Origin of the sequence: Brevibacterium sp. UMB1308A, from assembly GCF_030230605.1 — a bacterium.
Classification (GTDB): Bacteria; Actinomycetota; Actinomycetes; order Actinomycetales; family Brevibacteriaceae; genus Brevibacterium.
Map to the genome: position 1 here is coordinate 122,931 of NZ_JASPDO010000002.1, position 24,751 is coordinate 147,681.

Genomic DNA, 24,751 nt, shown 5'->3' on the forward strand with positions numbered 1-24,751 from the left:
GGTCAGAATGGATTGGGACGTTTTGCGTGAACGCGCGCGTGCCGTGATGGAAAACGCGTATGTCCCGTATTCGAAATACCCAGTTGGTGTTGCCGCTCTTGTTGACGACGGTCGCATCATCGTGGGGTGCAACGTTGAGAACGCGTCCTACGGATTAGGCCTGTGTGCCGAATGTGGTCTCGTTTCGGAGCTTCACCGGACGGGAGGTGGCCGGTTGGTCGCTTTCGCGTGCGTTGACAAACACGGCAACAAACTGGTGCCGTGTGGCCGGTGCCGTCAACTTTTGTACGAACACGGTGGGCCAGATCTTCTTCTGGACATGCCGTCTGGGATCGCGCCACTGTCCCAGGTTCTCCCTGAAGCTTTTGGACCCGATCACTTAAGGAGCTGACATGATCGAACCGTTTGACGCCGTGGATGTGATTCGCACAAAGCGTGATCATGCCGAACTCAGCGACGAACAGATCGCATGGGTCATCAACGCCTACACACGCGGTGTTGTCGCCGATGAGCAGATGTCGTCCTTGGGTATGGCGATCTTCCTCAACGGGATGAGCCCACGCGAGATCGCTCAGTGGACGCACGCGATGATTGAGTCCGGCGAGCGGATGGACTTTTCTAGCTTGTCGAAACCCACCTCGGACAAACACTCAACAGGGGGAGTGGGGGACAAGATCACTTTGCCACTGGCCCCCTTGGTCGCAGTCTTCGACGTGGCCGTTCCACAGCTGTCCGGCCGTGGACTGGGACACACCGGTGGCACGCTGGACAAGCTGGAATCGATTCCCGGTTGGCGCGCCAACTTGAGCAACGACGAACTCATGAGCCAGCTTGAGGACATTGGCCCAGTGATCTGTGCTGCTGGAAGTGGCCTGGCGCCGGCTGACAAGAAGCTCTATGCGTTGCGCGACATCACCGGGATCGTCGACTGTATTCCGCTCATCGCGTCGTCAATCATGAGCAAGAAGATCGCTGAAGGCACCCAGGCATTGGTGCTTGATGTGAAGGCGGGTTCGGGAGCGTTCATGAAGGACGTCGAACAGGCGACCGCTCTTGCCCGCACCATGGTGGAGTTGGGGAAGAACGCAGGCGTTGAGACCTCGGCGTTGATTACCGACATGTCGACCCCGCTTGGGCTCACGGTTGGTAACGCGCTGGAAGTCCGGGAGTCCGTCGAGGTGTTGGCTGGCGGAGGCCCAGCTGATGTCGTTGAGCTGACGGTTGAGCTGGCACGTGAGATGCTCGCGCTGGTAGGCAAGACCGAGGTGGATGTCGAGGCCGCGCTGAAAGACGGCCGGGCGATGGACATGTGGAACCGTATGATTGAACGTCAGGGTGGCGACCCGCACGCGAGCCTGCCCACCGCAAAAGAAACCCACACCGTGACTGCTGAAGAATCGGGCGTTGTCACAACCCTGGACGCGCTGAGTGTAGGAGTTGCCTCGTGGCGTCTGGGTGCTGGTCGCGCACGCAAGGAAGACCCAGTGCAAGCCGGTGCCGGTATTGAGCTACACGCCAAACCAGGTGACACCGTGACTGCGGGCCAGCCTTTGATGACGTTGCACACGGATGAATCGCAGCGTTTTGAACGTGCGCTCGAATCTCTTGAAGGTGCGTGGAGCATTGGCCAGCAGGCTACGCCTCGCACTGTTATTTTGGACCGAGTTTCCTAACCGAAAGGACCCCCAATGACCACCCGCACTGATGTTGCACAGATGATCGACCACACGCTTCTCAAGCCCGAATCAACTCCTGATGACTTCGCTGCGCTGGTTGAGGCCGGTAAGGAACTGGGTGTGAAGGCTGTGTGCGTGTCGCCTTCCGCGCTCCCACTCACCGACACGGGTGACCTGGTGGTGGCCACGGTTGTTGGCTTCCCGTCTGGTGCGGTCAAGCCACAGATTAAGGCTGCCGAGGCGTCCCAGGCTGTGCGTGATGGCGCCCGTGAGATTGACATGGTGATCAACGTGGGGCAGGCAATCGCGGGAGATTTCGCTGGGGTCGAAGCTGATATCAACGGGGTAGTGACTGCCGTTGCCGAGGCGGCAAAGGACTTAGGCCTTCCGGTTGCTACCGGCCCGGAGTCAGCGACTGAAGGTGCCGCGATCGTCAAGGTGATTATTGAGTCGGCGGCTTTGAACGACGAGCAGATTGTGGGTGCGTGCGAGGCTGCTGTGCGTGCAGGAGCCCACTACGTGAAGACATCGACTGGGTTCCACCCGGCCGGTGGCGCAAGTGCTCACGCTGTCAAACTGATGCGCTCAACGGTGGGTGATGCCCTGGGCGTCAAGGCTTCCGGTGGGATCCGTGACGCGCAGGCAGCACAGTCCATGATCGAGGCTGGGGCATCACGCTTGGGCCTGTCAGGAAGTGCTGCCGTGCTCGACGGTTTCACGGCGTAAGCACCGTGAACGGTTGAAGGGCGTTGTTTGGGTGCCCCTGGCAAGGAGGTCACCTAAACAACGCCCTTGTTTTTCTTGCAAAGGTATCTAGTCAGGGCCGTCGCAGGGAGACGATCACATAAACAATCCAAAGGCCACCGAAAAGAAGGGTAAGTAGACCACTCCAAGGAAACAATAGCTCCGCTGGTGAGCCGTATATGTTTGCGTCGCGAGACATTCCTGTAATAGTTCCGCATGCAACAAATATTGCCAAGCTCATTGCGAATGTAGCGCCCAAAACAGTGTTTGTGATGATTTTTCGCGACGTAGGCTTCCTCACTTCGGGTTGCAAGCTTGTGCGATGGTCTGGGGCAAACCCGTAGGTGTGATTTTTATCTAGGTTCTTATTTTCTTTGCCCTCTACCACGGACTTTATGAGCGACGCTCCTGCTACTGCTTAATCAGTGCGCGTGATCACTCATACCTTGCACCGCGGTGTGCGATAAGTGATATGCACAATTGTACGGTACATCAACGGCGCGTCAAGGCTTCCGGTGGGATCCGTGACGCGCAGGCAGCACAGTCCATGATCGAGGCTGGGGCATCACGCTTGGGCCTGTCAGGAAGTGCTGCCGTGCTCGACGGTTTCACGGCATAAGCAGCTCAGTCACGTATTACTGCAGGAACTCAGCGAGGTCTGCAGTAATACGGTCCAGCTTGGCGCGCGCTTCTGCAAGAGCCTGCGGGTACGTGCTCTCATCAGCCGTTTCAACGGCTTCCAGATAGCACTTGAGCTTGGGTTCTGTTCCCGATGGGCGGATCACTACGCGGTCGCCAGATTCGGTTAAGAGAGCAAAACCGGGGGTACCCGGAAGGGACTCCGACCCTTCCGACAGGTCAACGACCTCGGTCACGGCAGACCCACCCAGATCAGCGGGAGGTGCCGACGCAAGCCGGTCCAACATCTTGTCAATATGCTTCAGGTTGGTGACACGAATCGTATAAGGCGCGGTGAGGAAAATACCGTCACGCACGCGAATGCGCTTCAGCTCATCGTCAACCGTGCGCCCTTGTGCGTGGAGTTCAGCAACAAGGTGAGCGATGACAACCGCGGCCGACACGCCGTCCTTATCGCGCACAACCTGAGGGTCCACGCTGTAGCCCAGAGCTTCTTCGTACCCGAATACCAAATCGGTGCCACGGGAAATCCACTTGAAACCGGTCAGCGTGGTGCGATGCGGGACCCCGTGGAAGTCCGCGGCCTGGGCCAACGCGCGTGACGACACGAGCGAATTGGCCACGGTCCCAGGGGTCCGGGACGCAATGAAATCGCCCAGGAGCAAACCAACCTCATCACCGGTCAACTGACGGAACGCGCCGGGGGAGTCCGGGATCGGAACAGCGATCGACACGCGGTCGGCATCCGGGTCGTTGGCGATGACCAGCTGTGCGTTCTCAGCTTTTGCCGTTTCAAAGGCCAGGTCAAGGGCCCCAGGTTCCTCCGGGTTAGGGAATGTGACTGTGGGGAATTCCGGATCGGGCTGAGCCTGCGCTTCCACGGGCGTAATACGGGTGAACCCGGCCTGCTTAAGAGCGGCCAGCGTGGTGTCATTGCCCACGCCGTGCATCGACGTGTGGACAATCCGAAGATCAGCCGGTGCGTCAGACACTCCCAAACGCGACCTGACCGTGGCGATGCTGGCTAAGTACTCCTCGGTGACGTCGACGCTTTCCCACCCGGACTCAGCGCGGGGAACATCTGCAACACTTTCAACACGGGCAATGTGCGACGCGATCTGCGCATCAAACGGCGCAACGATCTGAGCTCCTGCGCCGTGCGTGGCGCGTTCGTGAGCAGCGTCCTCACTTGCAGCCCCAATTCCAGCGAATGCCATCCCCGGTGCCCCCGCCGTGGCGTGGGCGGCGCTGGCTTGGGACACGGTTTCAGCTAAGTACACGGCGGCCTGCGGGCGGGCCCCCAAGTACACCTTGTATCCATTGTCCCGAGGTGGATTGTGGCTGGCCGTGACCATCACCCCGGCATCGGCGTCGAGGTGGTTGACGGCAAACGCCAGCATAGGAGTGGGTTTGCGGGCTGGCAGCATGAGCGCACGGGCACCGGCAGCGGTGACAACGGCTGCGGTGTCGCGGGCAAAATCCTCTGACCCGTACCGGGCGTCACACCCGATCACCACGGTGAAATCTTCCCCTACGGTGTCACGTAGAAACGCGGTGAGCCCGGCTGCTGCGCGGATCACCACGGCACGGTTCATCCGGTTGGGGCCACCGCCCAGTTCGCCACGCAGACCCGCGGTCCCAAACTGCAGCATGCCAGAAAAGCGGTCGGCCAAATCATCGAGTGCTCGAGCCGACTCTTCACCCGGCTCCTGCGTCGCTTCGACCAGGTCCGTCAGCTGTTTCCGGGTTTCTGGGTCCGGGTCATCTGCGATCCATGCGCGTACAGCATCAAAGTCCACACTCATGATTCCCTCACTTCAGGATTCGACGAACAATGTCAGCCAACAGTTGCGAGATCCGGGGTCCGGCCTGTTGCCCAGCCTCTAACACCTCGGCGTGGCTGAGCGGTTGTTCAGAAACACCGGCACCAAAGTTCGTCACCAGGGAAATCCCCAAGATTTCCATGCCGGCTTCACGCGCAGCGATGGCCTCCAGAGCAGTGGACATTCCCACCAGGTCAGCGCCCATGGTGCGAGCCATGCGAACCTCGGCGGGGGTTTCGTAGTGCGGGCCGCGGAACTGTGCGTACACGCCTTCGGCAAGCGTGGGGTCGATCTCTTTGGCAACTGCCCGCAACCGCGACGAGTACAGGTCGGTGAGGTCCACGAACGTGGCACCTTCCAGCGGGCTTGAAGCTGTGAGGTTGAGATGGTCGGAGATAAGGACGGGGGTTCCCGGCGCGAAGTCCGTGTGCGTGGAACCGCACCCGTTGGTCAAAATGATGGTTTTGGCTCCAGCGGCCGCAGCTGTGCGCACCCCGTGAGCTACCGCGCGCACACCCTTACCTTCGTAGAAGTGGGTGCGAGCTCCAAGGACCAGAGCGTGTTTGGGGCCCGCCTGCGTGTCCACCTTGATGGTGGTGAGGGTGCCGGGGTGGCCGGACACCTGTGAGGTGTGGAAGCCGGGCACCTGATCTGCTGGCGTTGAGGCTACGGGGTCGCCCAGCAACTGTGCTGCTGACCCCCATCCCGAGCCCAGCACCAGGGCGATGTCGTGGCTGTCGATTCCGGCTGCGTCGTTGAGAACCTGGGCAGCCTGCTGTGCGCTTTCAAGCGGTGAGTCGTTCGTGCTCATACCAGTGACACTAGACGAAAACGGGTGGTGTTTTCATGTGATCTTCGCAAAAACGTGCCACGTTAGGATTTAAGCATGATGACAATCCGCCCGTTTGCCCCCGGTGATGACCTGGCGCTCAACAACATTCTGAGCGACCCCAACGACCCCGCGCACCACATGTTGCGTTCGCTTGTGCGCGAAGATTCGGATTCGGCGCCGGTGACGCGCACGGTTGTCGCCGAGGTGGCCTCCGGCGTGCTCGTGGGTGTTGCCGTGTGTGCGCAGTCGCCGGCGCACCCGCAGCGGGCGTGGTTTCATACTGAGGTGGCTCGCGAATTAGACGGTGAAGAGGCCGCCGAGGTGTCCGCCCAGTTGCGTGAAAAGCTCAGTCACGCTGTGAGCGGGACGGTTCTTGAGGGGCTGCCTTTGCGTACCCGAGTGGGTGTCGGTGCGGGTAGTTCAGGTGGGGCCGGTGTGGGTAGCGCGGGCGCGGGCAGCGCGGACGGCGACACGGAGCTGTTCCGAACCCGGATCGTGCGCGTTGAAACCCTGGCATTAGGTGGTTTGGGAGCCGACCGTTTAGACGACTTTGTTGTCACAGCTACCGGTTCGGTGGAGCTCACTCGCGCCTTTTCGGAGTGGTACACCGGAGTCAACCGGGCTGACCCTGCTGCGTCCATGACCTTGGGCGAATTCAACCGGCGTTTCCTGTCAGAGGCGACCGGCGCACACGGAGCGGCCATGTTCAAACGCGACGGGCAGGTGAATGCGTTCGCCGTGTCGTACCCGCCAGAGCAGAGTGCCGAAGGGGACGCACCTCAAGAGAGCTCTGAGGCCACAGAACTCACCGTGGGTGTCATGGCTGATGCCGTTGAACCACGTCCGGAACGAGATTCGGCGGAATACCAAGCCGCGCTCGGCGATGCGGGAGCACTCATTGCCCGCCTGTCCACGGACACCGATGTTGTGGTGGAAGTGACCAGCGAAATGCCAGTGCTCACCGAACTCATCGACGGCCTGGTGCAGGCGGGCAAAGCACACGTGCTCTACGAATACGCCACGCTGGGAAGCGCGCCACTCAACGCCTAGTCGCGCTTCTTCTGCACCCGCTGACGCGCAAAGTCCACATACCAGTCCACGGTGGCAACGTCCTCGGCGGCGGTGCGGTTAATTGTGCTGGGGTCTGCTCCCTGGAAGATCTTCTTAATGGGCACTTCCATGAGCTTGCCGGTGCGTGTGCGCGGAACCGCGGGGGCCTCAATCATTTCATCGGGTACATAGCGGGGCGAGATCTTGGTGCGGATCGCCTCAACAATTGCGCCCTTGAGGTCCTCATCGAGCGTGTGCCCGCGAGCCGGAACCACGAAAAGCGGCATGTAGTAGTCGCCGTCTCCCACCTCGGCGCCAATCACCATAGAGGTCGCAACCCCGGGCACCTGGTCCACAACGTCACAAATATCAGCCGAGCCCATACGGATGCCGCCACGGTTGATGGTGGAGTCGGAGCGACCGTGAATGATCCACGGGCCTTCCGGCAACTGGGTAGCCCAGTCGCCGTGGCGCCACACGCCGGGGAAGTCCGCGAAATAGGCGTTGTGGTACTTGCTGCCGTCCGGGTCGTTCCAGAACATGACTGGCATGTTGGGAAGAGGCTGCGTGAACACGAGCTCACCCACCTCGCCAATCACGGACTCGCCTTGTGAGTTAAACGCGTGTGCATCGACGCCCAGCACCTTGCCTTGGAGTTCGTTGACGTACACAGGGTCGTACGGGTTGGCACCTAGGATTCCCGAACAAATGTCGGTTCCACCCGAGCTGGAGCCCAGCTGGAAATCGTGTTTGACCTGCTCATATGCCCACCTCCACGTGGACCCGGGAAGCGTGGACCCGGTGGACATGATGTGTTCCAGATGAGGGAGTTTATAGCTTTCTGACGGGTTGATGCCGGCTTTTTCGATGAGGCTGAGCAGCGCGGCCCCGGTGCCGATCTGAGTGACATTTTCACTTTCCGCAATGTCGAACAGACGAGCGGGCGTGGGGTAGGCGGGCGAGCCGTCGTAGGTGATGGTGGTGGCGCCTAGGGCCAGAACGTTCACCATGAGGTTCCACACCATCCACGTGGTGGCCACTGCGAAGTACAAGCGGGTGTTTTCGTCCGACCCGTTGTGCAGGCCAACCATCTTGTACACGTCCAGAACGATTCCGCCGTGCCCATGCACGATTCCTTTCGGCTTGCCTGTTGTGCCGGAGGAGTACAGGATCCACAGCGGGTGGGAGAACTCGACTGGTTCAAATACCGGGTCTTGCGGGGTGGCGGTGATTTCGGAGAAGCGGTGATGAGTGACCGAGGTGGTTGCGCTGGCGCTTTCCTGTCCGGCGAGGTCTGTGTACGTGTCTGGGTGGGAGTCACGGTGACGGTCGATGAGGATGTGGTGTTCTACCGTGGGGAGCACGCTGAGTGTGGATTCGATCTGGGGGAGCATGTTCCGGTATGTGCCGTTGAAGTCGAACCCGTCAACCGTGAGGAGGACTTTGGGCTCGATTTGGGCAAAGCGGTCAGCGATTCCGTTTTCACCAAAGTCCGTGTTGACCACCGACCACACGGCACCCACGGTGGCCGAGGCCAGTAGTGCGATGATGGTTTCAGCAATGTTGGGGAGCACGGCGGCCACGCGGTCGCCGGGGCGAACACCCATGTCACGCAGTGCCGCAGCCAGTGCGCCAACTTTTCCGTTGAGTTCCTTCCACGTGTAGCTTTCGCGGGGGTCGGATTCGTGGAGGGCCACCACGGCTTCGCGGTCTGGCATGGTGTGGACGTGACGTAGCAGGTTTTGTGCATAGTTCACGCTGGCGCCGGGGAACCATGTGGTTTTTTCGATTGAGTCACCCGTGCGTACGGGGCCGTCGCCACGGGTGCCCACGACGTCGAAGTACTCCCAGATGCTTTCCCAGAAGTCGTCGAGGTTGTCGACTGACCACTTGTGTAGTTCGGCGAACCCGGTGGTGTGAACTCCCTTTTTGTCGGCCAGCCACTGCTGATACGCGTACATGGGGGATTGGCGGATACGTTCTTCACTGGGCTGCCACAGCATTTCACGAGTAGTCATCTGATCCTCCGTTGGATTCGTAACGTGCGTCACGCTACATCATGCCCGATCAATCGTTCGGTTTTCTAGTAGAGCACGACACGTGGACGGGCACGCGCACATTCGCGTGTACGAACCACGCACATGAGTCGTGCGGTGGAATGAACGGAAGGTCGCGCGCTACGTGCCCCAGCTCCTGTGGTGAACGCGCTCCAACGATCAACATGGGACCTCGGGCGCGAGCCTGCGCCAGTGGCGAGCCATAACCAGGCATGTGGTCAAGAGGCGAGGCAACCACGGTGAGTTCTCCGAATTCCCAGGAATCTTCGTGCGCTCGCGGAACCACGGCTGTGCCACGTGGCAGATGCTCAGACAATCCAGCAAGAAGCGGTGCGGTTGCGTGGTCTGGGCCCAATACGTTCAAGACCGGCCCTGTTGCCGGATCCCAGTACACCGCATTGCCCAGCGGACTCGTCCCCACCAGGATTCCGCTACCCACATCGGGAACTGGCCGGAGGGTAAACGGCACTCGGGTGGACACCTGAGCGTCGACCCCGTCGGAAGCTGCGATCGACGGGGAGGAGAGGAGACCTCGGCCGGGGTCTTTCATGCCAGCGAACCGGGCGGGTTTCACTCCATAGAAAACAGCGTCAGCCGCCACGGCAGGCGGGAACGTCAAACGGGTCGAAGCTCGCGTCGCCACTGCCGATGCAACACCCCGGCGGCCTGTCACCAGGGCAAACGGCCTGTGGGCCAGCACCAAATCCAGCCTGGCCCGGTGCGTGGGAGAGAACAGGTCGTCCGAGTCATCCACAGCGACAAACACGGAGTGTGAACTGGGTAGTGACTCCAGCAGACTCAGCGCGGCTTCGTGCATCCACTCCGTGTTCGCGTACACATGGGCTGCCTCCATGGACGTTCCTTGCCGCCCGAATCCCACCACCACGTGCGTGTTACTCGCGTGCCCGGCCAGCACGTGGAGAGCGTGGGTCTTTCCGCACCTCGGACCCCCGCTGATGAGCACCGCCCCGTCCCGGTCCGGTTGGTAGGTCCACGGGGTGAGTCCCGCCGAGGTGTCAAAAACTGCGCTGGCTGTTCCGTCGAAGATGCGTGGCAACGGGGGAGGGACGATGGTGTGTGGTGTTGTGCCAGGCGAGTGGTGAGAGACCTCATCCCCGCCGGTGTTCACAGTCTGTAACACGCTGTTCTCGTAGCCGGGGAGAAGCACTTCTGTTTGCGGCGCGTCCTCAGTGTCGGCCGGGCGCCAACGCATGACGGCCGGTTCCGGTGGGCCCGTGTGTGCCGATCTGAACAAGGTGAGCCCGTGCGGCGTCGAGATGAGCCCCAGGCCGGGTGCGCTCGCGTCTAGGCGCGCGGCCTCGGGGGAGTCGATGACGTCGTTTGAGTCCTGCGTGTCCCTCACGCGTAGGCACACGCGCATCGAAATGTTCGACTTCATCCGGGCTGTCACCACGCCGGAGGGCCGCTGGGTGGCCAGTACCGCGTGGATCCCCAGAGACCGCCCTAACGCGGTCAGCTGTTCCAGGATCTCTACACTTTCCGGGATCTGATGGACCAGCGCTTGAAACTCATCGATGACGGTGACGATCCGGGGGAGTGGTGCGTTGTTTTCGTTATATGCGGGCAGATCGCTCACTCCGGCGCGTGCGAACAACTCTTCGCGTCGCGTCACCTCAGCCAGAACGTACCTCAGCGCTCTGAGCCCTAAGAACGTGTCCAGGTTTGAGACGACCGTGTCGGTGTGCGGCAGGTCTTGCAAGGGCGCAAACGCAGCCCCGCCCTTGAAGTCAACCAGAACAAACCGGACCTCTTCAGGCGTGAGCGCAGTGGCTAACGACTGAATCCACGCGCTTAAAAACACCGACTTCCCACTGCCCGTTGTCCCCGCAACAAGCGCGTGTGGCCCGTCCGCAAAAAGATCAAGAAACACGGCACCGCTTTCGCTCACCCCGACTGGGACCGCGCTGCGCGAATCATGGGATGCTACCCGGGTGAGTTCTTCGACACTCATGGACGCCAACGTGACCGCGCCTGTTTCCCCAGCCCCACCCAGCACGCGCACGAACCGGTGGGCGGGCATGCACCTGGGCGCAATGCGGCCCGGCACAGGACCGGCGCCTAGCGGTGGCGGGCAATGTAGGTTCGCCGCCACCGAATCCGGGCAGTCCACAATCCACGTGTCGGCCATCTCGGCGGGAGTAAACCTGATGGTGTCACCCCAGGTGACGGTAATGACCGGTCCCGAGGCGGCCACCCCTACCCGCAGAAACTCCGGCCCATCTGGGGGCGGGTCGAAAACCACAGCCGCGTCGCACGCCCGGAGCGTGACGATGATTCCGCGGGCCACCTCGGGCGCGGATTCACCACACACCACCAGTTCCGTACATTCGAGGTCCACGGTGACGACCTGGTTGTTGGACACCAGGTGTGTGTGGCCGTCGCGGGTGATCCCTGGAACGTCGACGCGGGCGGCCACTCGGTCAAACGGAGGTTCGTATTCCGGTGGAGCCTTCACCGTGGCGCCCACGCAACACGTCCCAACACCCACCGGGATCCTGGACAGTGAAAACGGGCGTTGGTTCTCAGCGCTCGCGGCACGGGCGCGGTTGGTGCGGATATCGGACTCGAACTGCTCAACCGCCCGAGAAAACTCTTGCAGCGCCTGGGTGAGGTCGCGGGCGTACCGGCGCCGACTGCTCCACCACATCACCCCGGCGCTCAAGGGACCGGCAACGCTGAACAACAGAAACCACCACATGTGGGTGACAAGCATGAGCACCACGCCCAGCACAATCGGGATCGCGTAGTGAGCCAGGTGGGGTGCTCGCGGGGCCGTGACGCGTGGGGCGGCTGGCCAGGCGAGCGGTTCCGGTGGGGTGGTGCGGTTGCGTGGGTCGTGTGTCCCGAGGTGGGTTGCCCCAAGCGTAGTAAGTGTGGCTGCTGGGGCTGGGGCGACGGGATTTGGGGCACGGCTCATATGCGGATCGAACAGTTGCAAGGTGGCTTCATGCGATCTGCCCACGGTGAAATCGGAGCGGGTCCATGGGGTGTAAAACCCGGAGTCCGGGCCGGCGAGCACAGAGACCGACTTCCGTTCGACCTCGGGCAGGGCGTGACATGCGAGGGCGCTTGCCTGTTCAATCACCGTGACCGGGCTACGGGTACACCACTCGAACCATCGCTCGTGTGGTGCAGGGGTTGCGCGGGCGAAATTGCGTGCAGTGTAGGTGGTTGGGGTCTCAATGCCACGGTCGGTCATGAGTGCAGTCATCACGTCAGCAGCCTCGGCGTACCCGGGCGCGTCGACGTGCATGGATGACAGGGAGTCACCTTCCACAATGTGAACGATCGTGCTGTACATGTTCGCCATGGTGCACGTTCGTGGGCCGTGGTTCTAGACCCTGGTTTTGAGGTGTGGATAACCGGGTTTTGTCCACACTGAGAGTGGCAGGTGGTCGTAGGGCTTGTGGACGCAAGTGCGCGGCAGCGTTGGGGTAGGTAGCACGGTTAGATCGCCCGGGTGTGTCAGGGTTACCGGAGCGTGCCGCGGGCTTTAGTTGTTGAGGTCAGGGTAATGCCTTTGGGGACAAAAGGCGAGATGAGGATGGGTTTGTAGCGGGCGTGCGCGGTGACGTGAACATTGCGCGAATCTGCAATGTGTGCGCTTACTCGAATGTGTGAGAGGTTCGATGGGGGTCTGATACGAGCCACATGCTGGTTCGCTTTTTTCTCAATTCCGTGGGCGTCAAAGACGAACGTAGGTTTACCACCTGGCACCGGCTGGTAGCTTTCCACAGCCGCAAGGGCAGCTGAATCGGCGATCGCGTACAGCTTGCGGTGAGCCATGTAGAAGTCGGTGATGATGGTAATGATGGTGACCAAAGCGAGGACAATCACGCAGAACCCAACGGCAAGGGGCGTGATCGAACCGGCTTCACGGTGAGCCGGTGATGCCATGCGTGATGTCATGGTGTCCTCCCGTAGGTGCGACGATGTCGGTATGCGAAGCCGTGACGGTAATGCGCCCGGCTGTGTCACTGTTGAAAACGAATGGAATCCCAGGAAGAGCCACCCGGGTTTCCACATGTGCGGTGACAGTTGAACCTGGGGTGTCGCATTTTTCTGAGCAGGAAAATTTCACGCGGTGTGGAGTCCCCGTGAGACCAAAATCATCCAGATGTAATGACGCGGTAGCGTTGGCGCGTGCATGTGCAGTGTCTGGGTGTCTGGAAGCGTAACGGGCCGAATCGATCGCAATAGCCTGCGTGGCATAGGTTCCCGCTTGCAGCGTGCTGATCGCTACGACGATGTACACGACAGGCACCAGCAGCACCACCGAAGCAAAAATGAACTCGATAGCTGCGGTGCCGGATTCGTCTCCAACACGTGTGTGACCCGCGGTTCTACGCAGGGGCTCTCTGCCAGGACTCGGGGGAGTGGACCGTCTACTCATACGCATCATCCCTTGGCTCTTACGGCTCAAACACCGGTTCAACGAATGCGCGTCCCTGCCTGGTCATGACGCCGGTGGGACCCCACATTCCAATGACCGGCACCGCAGTTGTTACCTCCACAACAGCCACGTCATCCCCGTGAACACTGTCGAATCCCACATCGATAGGTCCGGCGAACCGTTCGCCAAGGGAACTCACAATCAGAGTCCGAGTCACCTCGCGTGCGTCATCAGCGTTGCCGTCGCCCATCGCAAGAACCCGGGCACCAGCGACAGCGGCATCGGTGACGGTGTTGCGCACGTGAATAGTCAGACACACTTGCAACACACCAGCGAACACCAACGATAAGAGCGCTGCAACAAGCACAAACTCAGCTACCGCTGAACCACGATCCGACTTCAAACGCTCAAGGGAACTACTTGGCCGCATAAGGGAATTACCCCGCGTTGCGCACCTTGTTCATCGAATCATTAAAGAAATTCGTAAACGCTTCACCGGCAAGCGCCCACAGGGCGACCACCAACGCCGCGGTCATAACAGTAATCAAGACCCAACCCGGCACATCGCCGCGATCTGAGCGTCGGTAGCGGGCACCTCGGGGGCGGGGACGGGGAGTAAACGCAAATAAAAGGGTGGATAAAAAGGCGTAGAACCGGACAAACATAGCTCCTCCTTGAGCTAAAGACCTACTTTGAGAACAGCCAACGACGGATAAACAGCGAACAGGACGGTAATGGGAAGAACGAAAAGCACAACAGGAACAAGCATCCCAACTTCCTTCTTGCCCGAAAGCTCCATGAGTTTGCGGCGACCCTCCTCTCGAACATCGGCGGCCTGAGCACGCAACACCTCAGACAGCGGCGTGCCACGGGACAGTGCAATTGCAAGCCCGTCAACGAACTGAATGAGGCTCTGGATATTGGTGCGACGAGCCATTGCGTCCAGCGCATCTACCAGTGATGTGCCAGTGCGCGCCTGAGCTAATGCGATTCGCAGTTCGTCACTGAGCTCGCCCGTTGCGGTGTGACACACGCGGTTAAGAGCATCAACGGTGCCCTCACCAGCAGTAATGGACAGTGCTAAGAGTTCAGCGATGGTGGGGAATTCTGCCAGTATGCGCTCTTCACGCTTCTTGACCGCCTGGGTGAGGAGCCAATCGTTAAGAAAATGGCCACCCACGCCACCAAGAACAATCAGAACAACACACACCACAGGGTTGAAACCACGCGCCACAATGATCACCGTGCACATGAGCGCACCCACCACAAGGCCGGCGATAATGAGCAACACCTGGCGGGCACGGAAACTGTCGACCGTGTGTGACGGGCCCAGTTTTGAGAGTCGCAGAGTCACTGACGCATCGGTTGTCATACGCGAGTTCAGCCAGTAAAGAGCTCGGTGAGCGAAGTGACGGGCAAGACCACCAAACCCAGTTTCGGTAGGGGCGGTGAGGTGGTACTTTTCTTCGGCTACTTGAGTAGTCCGCAAATACGGGCCGATGCGATCCTCTAACCGTGGACGCCGCATCACAGGCAAGGACAGTACAAAGAACGTCAGCGACAAACCAACAGAAAGCCCAAGCGCGCCAATAACAAGCGGGTGATCAATCGACATCATCGCAGAACCCGCGCCTCTTCAGGCAACCGGCCAATCCGCTTCATGACACTGTAGGCACACAGCGAAATGACCAAACCCACAACCAACAGAACAGTGCCCTGGGCAGTGTTATACGCATCCGCAGTTTCCGGTCGGGTGGCAAGTAGCCCCAACACCACCCACGGGGCAGCCACGCCCAGCTTGGCTCCGGTCACAGTCCACGATTGGCGGGCTGTTAACTCAGCACGGGTACGTGCATCCTCCCGCAGAAACTGGCTCAGCGTTTTGAGCATCGCACCCAAATCCGTCCCACCCACTTCGCGGGTGATGTGCAACGCCGCCACCATGCGGTCAGCAACCGGATCAGCAGCCGACTCTTTAAACCGATTGAGGGCCAGACTAAACGAACCCGTAGCGCGGTACTCACGGGCAAAGACTTCGAACAGGGGCCGCAACGCAACTGGACCGCGGGCACTCAAGCCGCATACCGCCTCAGGAAGGGAAAGCCCCGCGCGAACCCCGGAACTCAAATGGTCGATGGCTTCCGGCCACAGCGTGCGGCGGGAGACCGAGGTTTTGCGGGCCCGGATCTTCACGATCTGGTATGGCGCGACCGTTGCGAACAACCCAAAACACACCGCAATGGGTAACGCTGGCGAAAACACGTACGTCACCGAAGCAACCATCAGCCCGCACACTAAGCACACCGTGAAAAGCTGTGCCGGACTCACCCGGTGAAGCCCCGCAGCCCTGAGCTCATCGCGCGTGCGCAAAATAAAAGCGGGCGGGGTCTTCTTCTGGGCCGGCGCCTCCCACATGGACCACCACACGCAAAACAGCCCAGCCCCAAGAGTGAGGCCACACAGCGCACCAGCCAAAGACGTGGTCATGCCGCCTCCAAAATGTGGTGGATGTCTTTGCCCACGCGGGCAAAGCGCTCGCCGAGGTGGGTAAACCCAGTGCCGCGAACTAAAGTTCCGCGCTCAGTGGTGTGGAAAACGGTTTCAAGTTCAACTGTGTTGTTTTCCATTCCGCCGGGAATGGCAGCGATTTCGTCGACCCGGCGGGTGCCGGATGGGTCGAGTCTGACGTGCACAATTAAGTCGATGCACGTTGCGACCGTGGGGGTCACGAACGCCGAACCGATGTTGGGACCGGCTAAAAGCGGGAGGGTGCACATTTTGGTGACCGCTGCACGTGCGGAGTTCGCGTGCAGGGTGCCCAGCGCAGGGAGGCCACTGTTGGCGGCGACGAGGAGGTCAAAGCTTTCGGCTTCGCGGACCTCGCCCACGATGATCCGTGACGGGCGCATACGCAGGGCTTCTTTTACAAGCTTGCGCAAAGTCACTTCACCTGCACCTTCAAGCGACGGTTGACGGCATTGGAGCGCGACCCAGTCACGTGTGGGCAGGGACAGTTCGAACACTTCTTCGCACGTGATGACGCGCTCGCGGGCAGGGATCGAGCCTGCTAAAGCGTTGAGCATGGTGGTCTTACCCGCTTGGGTCGCTCCAGAGACGATGACGTTGGCTCCTGCGATCACTGCTGCGTCAAGAAACTCGGCTGCTGGTGGGGTGATCGTTCCGTTTTCTACTAGGTCTCGCAGGGAGCGGGTGCGCGAAATGAACTTGCGGATGTTGACGCTGGGGTACTTGCGGGTGATGTCGGGGAGAACCACGTGGAGGCGCGAACCGTCAGGCAGGCTGGCGTCGACGAAAGGACTGGAAAGGTCGACGCGTCTGCCGGTTGTGCGAAGCATCCGCTCGATCAAATCGTAGATGTCTGTTTCGGTCAGGATGGTGGTGGTGAGTTCGGAAACTCCGCGCCGGCTGATGAAAACGCCTTGTGGCCCGTTGATCCAGATTTCTTCAATGTCCGGGTCGTCGAGGTACTTCTGTAAGGTGCCGAAGCCCGCGACGTCGTCGAGAATGCTTTGGAACGCCTCTTCTGGGTTGGACAGCACGGGGAGGTTTCCCTTGAGAGTGCGCTCGTCGTAGTCAGCGATGACATCTTTGATGACGTCGCGTGAAGCGGCGGTATCTATTCGGGGGTCTATTCCAGTTGCGCGAATTCGGTCACGCACTTCCGAGGTGATGATGTCGACAGCGTCCATGATGTCTCCAACCGGATTTGCGGGTGCTCAACAATTTAGCCCGCTGAGTGCTGAATAGGAATACCCTGAACAAAATCTGTGGATAACTTTGCGAGGTTGTGCCGTGTAGTTGGCGCCCGAGGTTGAGTTACGGGGTGAAGGAGGCGTGGCACCTGAGCGAGTGGAATTGCGTGGGGTTGGGTGAAGTAGAGTAGAAGCACTATGGCCATTGACTTTCCAAGCGAGATCGCTTCACTGCAGCAAACGTTTTCCTCAATTCGTGAAGTGTCTGACGTTGAACAGCTGAAGTCTGAAGTAGCGGAGCTCACCGAGGCCGCCACCGCTCCTGACCTGTGGGACGACCCTGATGTTGCGCAGGCCATCACCTCCAAGCTCAGCCACAAGCAGAGCACCTTGGAAAAGCTCCAGAAGTTTGACCAGCGCATTGAAGACGTTGAGCTTTTGGTCTCGATGGGTGAGGACGAAGGCGATGAGGACGCTTTGGCTGAAGCGGCCTCGGAAGTTGAAAAGCTTAAGTCTGAACTGGCCGCGCTGGAGATCTCGACTCTACTGTCTGGCGAATTTGATGAGCGTTCAGCCGTGATCGCGGTTCGTGCTGGTGCTGGTGGCGACGACGCGACTGACTGGGCACAAATGCTTACTCGCATGTACATCCGCTGGGCTGAAAACCGTGGCTACAAGGTTGAAGAGCTGGATACGTCGTACGCGGAAGGCGCGGGCGTGAAGTCGGCGACCATCCAGGTGAACGCGCCGTATGCGTATGGAACGCTCTCGGTTGAAGCGGGTACGCACCGGCTCGTGCGCATTTCGCCTTTCGACAACCAGGGCCGCCGCCAGACCTCCTTTGCCGCGGTCGAAGTTGTCCCTCTGATCGAGCAGACCGACCACATCGACATCGACGAAAACGACCTCCGCATTGACGTGTTCCGTTCTTCGGGGCCTGGTGGTCAGTCGGTGAACACGACGGACTCGGCGGTGCGTATTACGCACGTGCCAACGGGAGTTGTTGTGTCGATGCAGAACGAGAAGTCCCAGATTCAGAACCGTGCCGCCGCGATGCGTGTTTTGCAGTCGCGCCTGTTGCAGCTGAAGCGGGAAGAGGAAGAAGCGCAGAAGAAGGACCTGGCTGGTGACATTAAGGCCAGCTGGGGTGACCAGATGCGGTCGTATGTCACGCACCCGTATCAGATGGTGAAGGACTTGCGTACGGGTTATGAAGTGAATAATCCGCAAGCGGTGTTTGACGGGGATATTGACGGCTTCTTAGAGGCTGGGATCCGCTGGCGTAAGGAAGAAGAAAAGGCGGCCGAGGCGGCAGCCAACCAGCCGTGAGTCTCACCTGGCGCGGGCGCTGGTAAGATATTCATCTTGTGCCTGCAAGGAATGTGAGAGGAGGGCTGGCACGTGGCAAAAGAAACCGGTAAGAAGACGATTGCGAAGAACCGCAAAGCGCGTCACGACTACCACATTGAAGACACGTATGAGGCTGGTCTTGTTCTCACGGGTACTGAGGTGAAGTCGTTGCGTGAGGGGCGTGCTTCGCTTACGGACGGGTTCGCGTTGATCTTCCAGGGTGAAGCGTGGCTAGAGAACGTCTATATCCCTGAGTATTTGCAGGGGTCGTGGACGAATCACTCTGCGCGTAGAAAGCGGAAGTTGCTTCTGCACAAGGCTGAGATTCTGAAGATTTCTCACAAGTTGAAGGAATCGGGTAGGACTCTGATTCCGCTGGAGCTGTACTTTGATGGCTCGCGGGTGAAGGTTGAGATCGCTGTGGCCCGAGGTAAGAAGGACTGGGACAAGCGACAGACTTTGCGTGAGAAGCAGGATCAGCGTGAGGCGCAGCGTGCGATGTCCCTCCGCCGGAATATGTAAACGCTTGTTGGAACGAGCTGTGGATAACGCTTGTTCTTGTGACTATTCACACGTGTGGAAAAGTTGGGGATATCCCGGACTTTCAAGCTTCTCCATAATGTGGAACGCATGAATGCTGGATTTATGAATAGTCTCTGACCTGCGAAAACGTCGCTTCCGTGGATAAGTGTGGAAACTTTATCCACAGTGTGGATAGGGCTGTGGAATATTGCGCGAAGCGCAGGTGTTGTGTATAACGCACTGAAAAACTTGAGATCATGTTGATGGGATCCTATGGCTCCCACAGGCTGTGTTTTTCTTGCGTTTTTGTTAGAATAAAAAGTCCCGCTTTGCGCGGGGTGTTTGGCAATTGCATATGGGGATGATCGGTTTCGACGTTGGACATTGCGTCGGGAGAAGCGGGCCGAGAATGCAGACTCAACTCGTGATGCTGTCTGTAAAAGAATAGGTGCTAAATCTAACAACCGCACCGAGTTTGCCCTCGCCGCCTAATTTAGGCCTTAATCCGCGAGCTGCGACTCCGTCAGCCTAGAGGTGCTTTCCCTCTAGATCCTGGCGTCGTTTAGAAAGCCACTGCTGCTCACACATGTTGGGGGTGTGAGTGGGACTCTTACTCAACTCCGTTCGTTGGGAAAGCGTGTTCGTGCGCTCCCCAGGACCTAAGAAACATTTACACGTACTGCGCCCGGAGAAGAATCGACAATTTGCCGACGGACGCGGGTTCAATTCCCGCCATCTCCACAAATGTGAAGTCTCGGGACATCGTTCACTCGATGTCCCGAGACTTTTTGTTTTGCACTGCATGCAGGTCACTCAGTGCCTCTAGACTTTTTCCTTTTCGCTTTCTTTTCTGCTCTGCGTTGACGTGCTCGGGCCCGTTTGGTTTTGCGGATTTTGACAACCCAACGCGGAACAAAGGGCCACGGCAGTGGAATCCCGAGCGCGCCGGTGAAGCCGATGACTCCAATGAGGAACGCAATAACGATCGGCGCTTGGAATACCGTTTCGATGGGCTCGGGAAGGTGAAGGGCCTCGACTAGTCCTGCGGCGCCGGCGGCACCCATGATTAGCGAGCCGTAGGGGAAAATGTAGAGTGCGCCATCACTATCTGCGCCTTGCGCATCGCCGGTGTCGTACCAGGCTTCCGATTCGGGAGTCCTCCGCACGCCCAAGATGTAATAAACCCAATAGAGGATCATGAAAAGGAACAACCCCAGGGCAACGAGTAACTCGGTTGTATCCATGCTCATAGACTGTGCCCTCCGGTGGACGCTTGTGGCGGTACCGAATAGAAACGTACCAGCCTTCGGTTAGGTCGGGCATGTAGTGAAACTTCGACCATGCGAACTAGTCCGAGCTCGAATGCGTTGCGAGAGTACCTTTGTGTAACTCACCGCCCTGTTAGTGATTGGAACCTATTCACTAACTGCCGTGCTTTACCGCTGGTCACCGTTCCCGTGATAAGTGCAACACTGGAATGATCGCTGAAAACAATACCGACTCGTCCTCGCTGCAAAATCCCACGGGGGATGTGGCGCATCGTGGTGATGTCCTGCACGGCGCACCACCACACGAGGTTTGTGGCGCGGTCGGAATCCCTGAGATTGGCGACGAGCGTCAGGCGCTGATTTGTGAGGAGCAAGTCTGCGGTTGGTGTGATAGCAGTGCTCAGGGTTCCAGCCATCGAGCCCGGCGCACCGATGAGCGTGGTGCCTGAAACGAGCTTCTCAACGGCGGCATCCCACGCGTGAATGGATAACGAAGCATCGAACGGATTGATGTGCCATCCACGCTCTGCCTCGGATTTAAGCGAGCCACTCCTTATGACGTCTCCTTCACCTGATAAAGGAGTGAAAGAAAGCTCTCGACCCGAAAAGTAGTCGGCACTTATGCACGCAAGTCCAGTTTCTCCGTCAGGCAGGAACTCGCGGATTTCTTTTGCATTAAGCTTCAGAGCGTCTAGCACAGTAACAGCATTTCACAAGCCTGAGTACCCCGCACAACCACTCTCACCAGGTCGCATGTGACGAAAAGTGGCAAAGATAACAATTTGAACGCGCCTTTCGTGTCGCGGTCTCAAAGTTGTGAGGTGATTCACAGGTGACGCTATAGTGATTCACTACGTGACACATAACACACTGGAGGAAACATGCGGAGTGCATGGAAAAAGAAGGCGCTAGGCGCTGTTGCCATTGTCGCTTCAATGACACTGGCAGTCACTGGGTGCGCCAAGTCGCAACGTGGCGAAGGTGGCGGCGGAGACGTCGACGGCCACTTTATTTTTGCTGCGTCATCTGACCCCAAAACGCTTGACCCAGCGTTTGCAAGTGACGGTGAGTCATTCCGCATTACTCGCCAGATCATGGAAGGACTGGTGGGTACTAAGCCTGGAACGGCTGACCCAGCCCCACTCTTGGCCGAATCATGGGACACCAGCGAGGACGGCCTGTCCTACACCTTCCACTTGAAGGAAGGCGTGAAGTTCCACGACGGAACCGACTTCAACGCTGAAGCAGTCTGTGCAAACTTTGACCGTTGGTACAACTTCACGGGCATCCAGCAGTCTGAAGCAGTTGCGTATTACTACGGCAAGCTCTTCCGTGGCTTTAAGGACAAGCCAGAAGACGCTGTGTACAAGTCCTGCGAAGCTACCGACGAGAAGACCGCAAAGGTCGACCTGGCCCAGCCATTCGCCGGATTCATTGCTGCTCTGTCACTCCCAGCGTTCTCCATGCAGTCGCCAGAAGCCATGGAAAAGTACAACGCTGACAAGATTGGTGGAAGCGCCGAAGCTCCAGAAATGAGCGAATACGCTCGCGAACACCCAACCGGCACCGGCCCGTTCAAGTTCGAAGCGTGGAACCCTGGTCAGGACATCAAGCTGAAACTCAACGAAGACTACTGGGGCGAAAAGGGACAGATCAACCAGATCACGTTCCGTGTCATCGACGACCCGGTTGCCCGTAAGCAGTCCTTGGAAGCAGGCGAAATTGACGGTTACGACCTGGTTGCACCTGGTGACGTCAAGCCACTGTCTGACGCAGGCTTCAACGTGATGAACCGCGACCCGTTCACCATCCTGTACTTGGGCTTCAACCAAGAAGTCAAGGAACTCCAGGACGTCAAGGTGCGCCAGGCGATCAGCTACGCGATCGACAAGGACGCCCTCATCAAGCAGACCCTTCCTGAAGGAACCAAGCCCGCTGTCACGTTCATCCCTGACAGCGTGAACGGTTACACCGAAGACGTCGAAAAGTACGAATACAACCAGGAAAAGGCTAAACAGCTTCTGAAGGAAGCCGGCTACGAAGACGGTTTCACTATCGACTTCAACTACCCGACTGGCGTTTCACGTCCGTACATGCCTACTCCTGAACAGGTGTTCTCCAACATTTCTGGTCAGCTTGAACAGGTTGGCATTAAGACCAAGGCTGTTCCGGAAAAGTGGTCCCCTGACTACCTTGACCGTATCCAGGGTGGCAAAAACCACGGCATCCACCTCTTGGGATGGACCGGTGACTACAACGACACCGACAACTTCGTAGGTGTGTTCTTCGGGACCGAGAAGCCAGAGTTCGGTTTCAACAACCCTGAACTCTTCAAGGCGCTTTCGGACGCCCGTAAGGAACCAAAGTTGGAGAAGCAGACGCCACTGTACGAAGACATCAACAAGAAGGTTGCTGAGTTTGCACCGGCCGTGCCTTTGGCACACCCTGCCCCATCGCTCGCGTTCTCAGAACGCGTGGAGGACTTCCCGGTCTCACCTGTCAACGATGAAGTCTTCAACGAGATCAAGCTGTCTAAGTAAGACCGCGCCCGAGGTGTCAGCCCGGTTGGTCTGATCCCTCACCAAAAGGGGTGGAGCGGCTCCGCTCCACCCCTTTGGCCGGTCATTTTGACGCTGAAATACAACTGAAAGGCATCTGCCCGTGCTTCGACTTATAGGCAAGCGGCTCTTGCTGCTTATCCCTACGCTTATTGGGCTTTCAATTCTCCTGTTCTTATGGGTGCGCGCTCTACCAGGCGGCCCTGCAACTGCACTGTTGGGTGACAAAGCCACGCCCGAGGCCGTTGCGGCTGTGAATAAGGCATACGGGTTCGACCGCCCCATATTAGAGCAGTACTTCGTATACATGAGCAAGATTCTGACAGGCGACTTTGGAAGGTCAATCCTTACCAACAGGCCTGTTCTTGAAGAGTTTGCCGCTCGCTTTCCCGCAACGCTTGAACTGTCAATTTTTGCAATCATCTTTGCAGTCGTCGTGGGTATTCCATTGGGCTACTGGGCTGCACGCAACGTAGGGAAGTGGCAAGACCACCTGGCTGTTCTCTTCTCGCTGTTTGGCGTGGTTATCCCTGTGTTCTTCCTGGCGTTCCTCCTCAAGTGGGTGTTTGCCGTTGAACTGGGTTGGCTACCCACCGATGGTCGGCAAGACCCACGTATCGACGCCACCCACTACACCAACTTCTACATTTGGGACGGAATCAGCACGGGCGAATTCGACGCCGCCTGGGACGCCTTCCTCCACCTCATCCTTCCTGGAGTGGCACTGGGAACAATTCCATTGGCCATCATTGCGCGTATTACACGCGCAGCTGTTCTCGAAGTGCAAAACGCGGACTACGTTCGCACAGCACAAGCAAAGGGCCTGGCGCCCCGCCTTATCCGTAGCCGGTTCGTGATCCGCAACTCAATGCTTCCTGTGATCACTACTATGGGTCTACAACTTGGTTTGCTGATCTCTGGTGCAGTTCTTACAGAAACAGTGTTTGCGTTCAACGGGATCGGCTCGTTCTTGTGGGGCGCGATCTTTAACCTCGACTTCCCAGTCTTGCAAGGCTTCATCATCTTTATTGCGCTGATCTATTCGATCATCAACTTGATCGTCGACGTGTCTTATGGACTCATCGACCCGAGGGTGCGTGTGTCATGACAATGAATCTTCCTCCAAAACCAGGCGGCGCAGCTGCCAACAACGCTGACAATCTCGCTGCGAGCCCTGAACAGGTTCAAGCAGGACTCACACAGACAACATCGGAACCCACGATGGACCAAAAAGGTACGTCGGTGTGGAAAGATGCTTTCTTGCGACTACGCAAGAACCCTGCGGCAATTGCGGGCTTTGTGATTGTGGCTCTGTTCGTTCTGGTCAGTATTCTGGCTCCTGTTTTGGCCCCGCATCCTGGCACTGCGGTCCCAGGGGCGCGCGAAATCACTCCCAGTCACATTCCTGGACCCGGTGAGCTGTCAGAGTTTCCACTAGGGCTCGACCGCTTTGGCGGCGACGTCCTATCCAAGCTCATTTGGGGTGCGCAGTCATCCTTGGTCATTGGTGTCGTATCGACAGCATTGGGGCTCTTGGGAGGTATGCTCCTGGGCCTGCTCGCCGGCACGTTTGGCGGATGGGTAGACGGCCTGGTGATGCGTATTGTCGACATCTTGCTGTCGGTTCCCAACCTTCTGCTGGCGGTCTCAATCGCAGCTATCCTGGGCCAGACTCCGTACGCGGTCATGATCGCAATCGGTGTTTCCCAGGTTCCGATCTTTGCGCGTCTTTTGCGGTCTTCCATGCTCACGCAGAAGGGACAAGACTACGTGCTGGCCGCCCAGACTCTGGGGCTTAGCCGGGGAACCATCACCATGAGTCACGTTCTTCCTAACTCCCTTGGCCCTGTGATCGTGCAGGCGACGCTGACTCTCGCCACCGCCGTCATTGACGCAGCCGCACTGTCGTTCTTGGGACTTGGTGGTGGACGTCCAGAAACCGCCGAGTGGGGCCGAATGCTGACCTATGCGCAGTCGGAACTTGGAACAGCGCCCTGGCTTGCGTTCCTCCCAGGCATTTGCATTGCGCTGACCGCTTTGGGCTTCACGCTTATGGGCGAATCGCTCCGCGAAGCTCTCGACCCCAAATCACGGGCAAGGTGACA

At 58.7% G+C, this 24,751-nt stretch carries 22 protein-coding genes, 1 other RNA gene and 1 pseudogene; 11 read left to right on the top strand and 13 right to left on the bottom strand.

Annotation, left to right across the window (positions count from 1 at the left end):
- Positions 1 to 7 precede the first annotated feature (7 nt).
- The 4 genes and pseudogenes from QP868_RS01820 to QP868_RS01835 all read left to right on the top strand — a co-directional run.
- Positions 8 to 391 carry a cytidine deaminase gene (locus QP868_RS01820; protein ID WP_102239201.1) on the top strand — a complete coding sequence of 128 codons (384 nt, stop codon included), beginning with the start codon at positions 8 to 10 and terminating at the stop codon, positions 389 to 391.
- 1 nt (position 392) lies between these two features.
- Entirely contained in the window at positions 393 to 1,673 is a 1,281-nt protein-coding gene (locus tag QP868_RS01825; protein ID WP_284924874.1) for a thymidine phosphorylase, read from the top strand.
- A 15-nt stretch (positions 1,674 to 1,688) separates the two neighbouring features.
- Positions 1,689 to 2,402 (top strand): deoxyribose-phosphate aldolase, encoded by a 714-nt coding sequence (deoC, locus tag QP868_RS01830; RefSeq protein ID WP_284924876.1) that lies wholly within the window; start codon positions 1,689 to 1,691, stop codon positions 2,400 to 2,402.
- 517 nt (positions 2,403 to 2,919) lie between these two features.
- A pseudogene (locus tag QP868_RS01835) lies at positions 2,920 to 3,039 on the top strand (2-deoxyribose-5-phosphate aldolase); the annotation flags it as partial.
- 16 nt (positions 3,040 to 3,055) lie between these two features.
- On the opposite strand, the gene QP868_RS01840 reads toward QP868_RS01835, so the two are convergent.
- Positions 3,056 to 4,864 (bottom strand): phospho-sugar mutase, encoded by a 1,809-nt coding sequence (locus QP868_RS01840; RefSeq protein ID WP_284924877.1) that lies wholly within the window; start codon positions 4,862 to 4,864, stop codon positions 3,056 to 3,058.
- A 7-nt stretch (positions 4,865 to 4,871) separates the two neighbouring features.
- Positions 4,872 to 5,693: a purine-nucleoside phosphorylase gene (locus QP868_RS01845; protein WP_284924878.1), complete on the bottom strand. Its 822-nt coding sequence runs from the start codon at positions 5,691 to 5,693 to the stop codon at positions 4,872 to 4,874.
- A 75-nt stretch (positions 5,694 to 5,768) separates the two neighbouring features.
- On the opposite strand from QP868_RS01845, the gene QP868_RS01850 reads away from it, so the two are divergent.
- The gene (locus QP868_RS01850) at positions 5,769 to 6,764 is read left to right on the top strand and encodes a histone acetyltransferase (protein ID WP_284924880.1); all 996 of its coding nucleotides are present in this window, start codon (positions 5,769 to 5,771) and stop codon (positions 6,762 to 6,764) included.
- On the opposite strand, the gene QP868_RS01855 is transcribed toward QP868_RS01850, so the two are convergent.
- The 9 genes from QP868_RS01855 to QP868_RS01895 all read right to left on the bottom strand — a co-directional run bounded on the left by QP868_RS01855 (position 6,761) and on the right by QP868_RS01895 (position 16,945).
- The gene (locus QP868_RS01855; protein ID WP_284924882.1) at positions 6,761 to 8,782 is read right to left on the bottom strand and encodes an acetoacetate--CoA ligase; all 2,022 of its coding nucleotides are present in this window, start codon (positions 8,780 to 8,782) and stop codon (positions 6,761 to 6,763) included. The genes QP868_RS01850 and QP868_RS01855 overlap by 4 nt on opposite strands.
- A gap of 49 nt (positions 8,783 to 8,831) precedes the next feature.
- Positions 8,832 to 12,143, bottom strand: coding sequence for an FtsK/SpoIIIE domain-containing protein (locus QP868_RS01860; RefSeq protein ID WP_284924884.1), 3,312 nt, complete (start codon positions 12,141 to 12,143; stop codon positions 8,832 to 8,834).
- A 170-nt stretch (positions 12,144 to 12,313) separates the two neighbouring features.
- A complete protein-coding gene (locus QP868_RS01865; RefSeq protein WP_284924886.1) occupies positions 12,314 to 12,751 on the bottom strand; it encodes a pilus assembly protein TadG-related protein in 438 nt (145 codons plus the stop codon).
- A complete protein-coding gene (locus tag QP868_RS01870) occupies positions 12,717 to 13,235 on the bottom strand; it encodes a TadE/TadG family type IV pilus assembly protein (protein ID WP_284924887.1) in 519 nt (172 codons plus the stop codon). The genes QP868_RS01865 and QP868_RS01870 overlap by 35 nt, the downstream gene beginning before the upstream one ends.
- A gap of 19 nt (positions 13,236 to 13,254) precedes the next feature.
- A complete protein-coding gene (locus QP868_RS01875; RefSeq protein ID WP_284924888.1) occupies positions 13,255 to 13,638 on the bottom strand; it encodes a TadE/TadG family type IV pilus assembly protein in 384 nt (127 codons plus the stop codon).
- Positions 13,639 to 13,672: 34 nt separating this feature from the next.
- Positions 13,673 to 13,900, bottom strand: coding sequence for a hypothetical protein (locus QP868_RS01880; RefSeq protein ID WP_284924890.1), 228 nt, complete (start codon positions 13,898 to 13,900; stop codon positions 13,673 to 13,675).
- A 14-nt stretch (positions 13,901 to 13,914) separates the two neighbouring features.
- The gene (locus QP868_RS01885) at positions 13,915 to 14,853 is read right to left on the bottom strand and encodes a type II secretion system F family protein (protein WP_284924891.1); all 939 of its coding nucleotides are present in this window, start codon (positions 14,851 to 14,853) and stop codon (positions 13,915 to 13,917) included.
- Positions 14,850 to 15,722 carry a type II secretion system F family protein gene (locus tag QP868_RS01890; protein WP_284924892.1) on the bottom strand — a complete coding sequence of 291 codons (873 nt, stop codon included), beginning with the start codon at positions 15,720 to 15,722 and terminating at the stop codon, positions 14,850 to 14,852. The genes QP868_RS01885 and QP868_RS01890 overlap by 4 nt, the downstream gene beginning before the upstream one ends.
- Positions 15,719 to 16,945 carry a TadA family conjugal transfer-associated ATPase gene (locus tag QP868_RS01895; RefSeq protein ID WP_284924895.1) on the bottom strand — a complete coding sequence of 409 codons (1,227 nt, stop codon included), beginning with the start codon at positions 16,943 to 16,945 and terminating at the stop codon, positions 15,719 to 15,721. The genes QP868_RS01890 and QP868_RS01895 overlap by 4 nt, the downstream gene beginning before the upstream one ends.
- Positions 16,946 to 17,146: 201 nt before the next feature.
- Here QP868_RS01895 and prfB point away from each other — a divergent pair, with 201 nt between their 5' ends.
- From prfB to ssrA, 3 genes are all read left to right on the top strand, one after another.
- Positions 17,147 to 18,277 (top strand): peptide chain release factor 2, encoded by a 1,131-nt coding sequence (prfB, locus tag QP868_RS01900; RefSeq protein WP_284924896.1) that lies wholly within the window; start codon positions 17,147 to 17,149, stop codon positions 18,275 to 18,277.
- A 72-nt stretch (positions 18,278 to 18,349) separates the two neighbouring features.
- On the top strand, positions 18,350 to 18,820 hold the full coding sequence (gene smpB, locus QP868_RS01905) for an SsrA-binding protein SmpB (RefSeq protein ID WP_284924898.1): 471 nt from the start codon (positions 18,350 to 18,352) through the stop codon (positions 18,818 to 18,820).
- A 357-nt stretch (positions 18,821 to 19,177) separates the two neighbouring features.
- Positions 19,178 to 19,564, top strand: a transfer-messenger RNA (tmRNA) gene (gene ssrA / locus QP868_RS01910).
- A gap of 65 nt (positions 19,565 to 19,629) precedes the next feature.
- On the opposite strand, the gene QP868_RS01915 is transcribed toward ssrA, so the two are convergent.
- Both QP868_RS01915 and QP868_RS01920 read right to left on the bottom strand, forming a co-directional pair.
- On the bottom strand, positions 19,630 to 20,064 hold the full coding sequence (locus QP868_RS01915) for a hypothetical protein (RefSeq protein ID WP_284924900.1): 435 nt from the start codon (positions 20,062 to 20,064) through the stop codon (positions 19,630 to 19,632).
- A gap of 146 nt (positions 20,065 to 20,210) precedes the next feature.
- Positions 20,211 to 20,786: a hypothetical protein gene (locus tag QP868_RS01920; protein ID WP_284924901.1), complete on the bottom strand. Its 576-nt coding sequence runs from the start codon at positions 20,784 to 20,786 to the stop codon at positions 20,211 to 20,213.
- 183 nt (positions 20,787 to 20,969) lie between these two features.
- Between QP868_RS01920 and QP868_RS01925 the strand changes: the two genes are divergently transcribed.
- The 3 genes from QP868_RS01925 to QP868_RS01935 all read left to right on the top strand — a co-directional run bounded on the left by QP868_RS01925 (position 20,970) and on the right by QP868_RS01935 (position 24,749).
- On the top strand, positions 20,970 to 22,628 hold the full coding sequence (locus QP868_RS01925; RefSeq protein ID WP_284924903.1) for an ABC transporter substrate-binding protein: 1,659 nt from the start codon (positions 20,970 to 20,972) through the stop codon (positions 22,626 to 22,628).
- A gap of 121 nt (positions 22,629 to 22,749) precedes the next feature.
- Positions 22,750 to 23,754, top strand: coding sequence for an ABC transporter permease (locus QP868_RS01930; protein ID WP_284924905.1), 1,005 nt, complete (start codon positions 22,750 to 22,752; stop codon positions 23,752 to 23,754).
- On the top strand, positions 23,751 to 24,749 hold the full coding sequence (locus QP868_RS01935) for an ABC transporter permease (protein ID WP_284924906.1): 999 nt from the start codon (positions 23,751 to 23,753) through the stop codon (positions 24,747 to 24,749). The genes QP868_RS01930 and QP868_RS01935 overlap by 4 nt, the downstream gene beginning before the upstream one ends.
- Positions 24,750 to 24,751: the final 2 nt, after the last annotated feature.

Bases quoted from the DNA above. Each gene is read 5' to 3' on its own strand.
- QP868_RS01850 (WP_284924880.1), top strand. From the start codon at position 5,769: ATGATGACAATCCGCCCGTTTGCCCCCGGTGATGACCTGGCGCTCAAC.
- QP868_RS01820 (WP_102239201.1), top strand. From the start codon at position 8: ATGGATTGGGACGTTTTGCGTGAACGCGCGCGTGCCGTGATGGAAAAC.
- prfB (WP_284924896.1), top strand. From the start codon at position 17,147: ATGGCCATTGACTTTCCAAGCGAGATCGCTTCACTGCAGCAAACGTTT.
- QP868_RS01885 (WP_284924891.1), bottom strand. From the start codon at position 14,853: ATGATGTCGATTGATCACCCGCTTGTTATTGGCGCGCTTGGGCTTTCT.
- QP868_RS01925 (WP_284924903.1), top strand. From the start codon at position 20,970: ATGCGGAGTGCATGGAAAAAGAAGGCGCTAGGCGCTGTTGCCATTGTC.
- QP868_RS01865 (WP_284924886.1), bottom strand. From the start codon at position 12,751: ATGACATCACGCATGGCATCACCGGCTCACCGTGAAGCCGGTTCGATC.
- QP868_RS01895 (WP_284924895.1), bottom strand. From the start codon at position 16,945: ATGGACGCTGTCGACATCATCACCTCGGAAGTGCGTGACCGAATTCGC.
- QP868_RS01870 (WP_284924887.1), bottom strand. From the start codon at position 13,235: ATGAGTAGACGGTCCACTCCCCCGAGTCCTGGCAGAGAGCCCCTGCGT.
- deoC (WP_284924876.1), top strand. From the start codon at position 1,689: ATGACCACCCGCACTGATGTTGCACAGATGATCGACCACACGCTTCTC.
- QP868_RS01845 (WP_284924878.1), bottom strand. From the start codon at position 5,693: ATGAGCACGAACGACTCACCGCTTGAAAGCGCACAGCAGGCTGCCCAG.
- QP868_RS01860 (WP_284924884.1), bottom strand. From the start codon at position 12,143: ATGTACAGCACGATCGTTCACATTGTGGAAGGTGACTCCCTGTCATCC.
- QP868_RS01840 (WP_284924877.1), bottom strand. From the start codon at position 4,864: ATGAGTGTGGACTTTGATGCTGTACGCGCATGGATCGCAGATGACCCG.
- QP868_RS01825 (WP_284924874.1), top strand. From the start codon at position 393: ATGATCGAACCGTTTGACGCCGTGGATGTGATTCGCACAAAGCGTGAT.
- QP868_RS01890 (WP_284924892.1), bottom strand. From the start codon at position 15,722: ATGACCACGTCTTTGGCTGGTGCGCTGTGTGGCCTCACTCTTGGGGCT.
- QP868_RS01935 (WP_284924906.1), top strand. From the start codon at position 23,751: ATGACAATGAATCTTCCTCCAAAACCAGGCGGCGCAGCTGCCAACAAC.
- QP868_RS01855 (WP_284924882.1), bottom strand. From the start codon at position 8,782: ATGACTACTCGTGAAATGCTGTGGCAGCCCAGTGAAGAACGTATCCGC.
- QP868_RS01915 (WP_284924900.1), bottom strand. From the start codon at position 20,064: ATGGATACAACCGAGTTACTCGTTGCCCTGGGGTTGTTCCTTTTCATG.
- QP868_RS01880 (WP_284924890.1), bottom strand. From the start codon at position 13,900: ATGTTTGTCCGGTTCTACGCCTTTTTATCCACCCTTTTATTTGCGTTT.